Origin of the sequence: Vibrio sp. M260118, assembly GCF_036533755.1 — a bacterium.
Classification (GTDB): Bacteria; Pseudomonadota; Gammaproteobacteria; order Enterobacterales; family Vibrionaceae; genus Vibrio.
The window spans coordinates 1-2208 of sequence record NZ_JATABG010000473.1 but is presented as its reverse complement, the minus strand read 5'-3'; the positions used below and the strand labels follow the sequence as shown (position 1 = coordinate 2208).

Genomic DNA, 2208 nt, shown 5'->3' with positions numbered 1-2208 from the left:
GCAATTTAAAATTACCTAACGGCGATAAAGCTTATGTCCGAGGAGTATCAGGGAAACAAAGTTAATTGTTTCAACCTATTACAAATCCTGATTTGAGATGTTGTTCCACGTTGTTTGCTAACTCTTGACCCGACGTCCAGTGGTAAGTCAACTCGGGAATTTTCCCACCACACGGGGCGTTCCACAAGCGCTCAAGATAGAGATCACCACCCAAATGCTGATAGAATTCAATTGCTTGCTTATTCTCTTTCATCACCTCAACGTACACGCCGTTGTCAGGAAAATATTGTGCTATCCATTTAGCCATTTCTGCTAAGAGTTTTACACCTAGACCACGGCCTCGGTATGCGCGATCTATATGAAGTGCATCAATCATGGTGCCTTTTTCAAAGTCATGATTACCAAACGCACAAACAAATCCGCACAATAGTCCACCTTCTTCGATAAGCAGTACATGTTGGTTAAAAGGGGGATTGATTAGGCGAGTTTGCCAAATAGCCGCTCTCTCTTCATCAACTTCATTCTCGAGAAAATCCTTTCCTAAAATACCTTTATAGAAATGCTTCCAGCTTTGAGCATGCAGTGCGGAGATACGCTCATAGTCGCTATATTCAGCTGCTTTTAATTCCATTTATAGTTCCTTATTACTTCCTGTAAGGATTGTTTATACCTTCATACTATAAAACATTTACCTAAAAGCCAAATATTCTGCATTAGCATAATCAATTGAGTGAATAATTATTTACACATGATCAAACCATATAGTGTGTTTCATACTTCACCCAACAATCTCGTGAGGCAGACATCAATCTGAATATTTCCGTTTGACTTACACGTGTACGCTGATATTCTGGCGCACAACTGTTAGCTGAAAGGAAATCACCATGTCGGGGTCAACCAAACCACCTCTTATTTGGTTAAATATCTTTATATTTTTGTCTTCATTCATCGTCGCCGCTGCAGTCGTCCCTTGGTACGGCATCGCATTCGGCTTCGGTGTAGAACATCTTGTTTGGTTCTTAATTGCGTTCTCTTTTTGTAACCTCTCGATTACCGCCGGTTATCATCGATTATGGTCACACAAGACTTACCAAGCACACTGGTCTTTGAGGTTCCTATTTGCTATTGGCGGTGCATTTGCACTACAAAACAGTGCTCTCCATTGGAGCTCAGATCATCGCATTCACCATAAGCATGTTGATAACAACGATAAAGATCCCTACTCAGCTAAACGTGGTTTCTGGTTTTCACACATAGGTTGGATGCTGCGTGAGTACAATGCCAATACCTATGCTGATTACAGTAACTGCCGCGATCTACAGAAAGATAAAATTGTTATGTGGCAGCATAATTACTACGTACCATTGGCTATTATCACCAACTTTGGAATTCCAATCGCTATAGGGCTGATCCATGGTGACATTTGGGGGATGCTGCTTGTCGTCGGCGTGCTGCGCCTCGTGTTAAGCCACCATTCGACCTTCTTCATAAACTCCCTCGCCCACATCTGGGGAAGCCAGCCTTATACCGATAAGAACACCGCGCGCGACAATGGGGTGCTTGCTGTGTTTACCTTTGGTGAAGGCTACCACAACTATCACCACATCTTTGAAAATGACTACCGAAATGGCATCTACTGGTGGCAATACGATCCAACTAAATGGCTAATCAAGTCATGTTCTTGGTTTGGTTTAACCTCGAAGCTGCGTATTACTCCATACCTAAAAATAGAAAAAGCCAAAGCAAAACAGGCGCTAGCGAATGCATCAAAAAACATCAGTCAACTCCCTAATGCCTCTATTTTGAATGAAACATTGAACAAAGAGTTTGATGCCTTAATGGGAAAAATGTCAGATTATTATGAACTCAAGAAACAAGTGTTAGAGGCGACCAAGACTGATTTGGTCAAGAAGTATGAAAAATCTCTACTTAAGCTGCGCTACCAACAAATTAAACGTGATCTCGCCGCTCAAAGAAAAAGCTGGGATGCGCTAGTCGCTCAATACGCATAACAAAACGGAAGCTTAGGCTTCCGTTTTGGTATATCAACTGGGATAAATAGGTAACCAGGTGATTTCATCAACGTTTTATTCTGCTTGGCATCAATCAATAATCCGTTTAAATTCGATACAGTCGATCGACTCTCCATTCAGTTCGGCATACTCATGAATCAATTTGACTGGCTGAAAACGATTGGTGGTTAATACC

2 protein-coding genes are annotated in these 2208 nt (G+C 41.7%); one reads left to right on the top strand and one right to left on the bottom strand.

Annotation, left to right across the window (positions count from 1 at the left end; translation table 11 throughout):
• Positions 1-70 precede the first annotated feature (70 nt).
• Positions 71-631 carry a GNAT family N-acetyltransferase gene (locus QTO00_RS18525; RefSeq protein ID WP_331426081.1) on the bottom strand — a complete coding sequence of 187 codons (561 nt, stop codon included), beginning with the start codon at positions 629-631 and terminating at the stop codon, positions 71-73.
• A 253-nt stretch (positions 632-884) separates the two neighbouring features.
• Here QTO00_RS18525 and QTO00_RS18520 point away from each other — a divergent pair, with 253 nt between their 5' ends.
• The gene (locus QTO00_RS18520; protein ID WP_331426080.1) at positions 885-2012 is read left to right on the top strand and encodes a fatty acid desaturase; all 1128 of its coding nucleotides are present in this window, start codon (positions 885-887) and stop codon (positions 2010-2012) included.
• Positions 2013-2208 lie beyond the last annotated feature (196 nt).

Excerpts from the sequence above, each read along its gene's own strand:
- QTO00_RS18520 (WP_331426080.1), top strand. The coding sequence starts at position 885 with ATGTCGGGGTCAACCAAACCACCTCTTATTTGGTTAAATATCTTTATA.
- QTO00_RS18525 (WP_331426081.1), bottom strand. The coding sequence starts at position 631 with ATGGAATTAAAAGCAGCTGAATATAGCGACTATGAGCGTATCTCCGCA.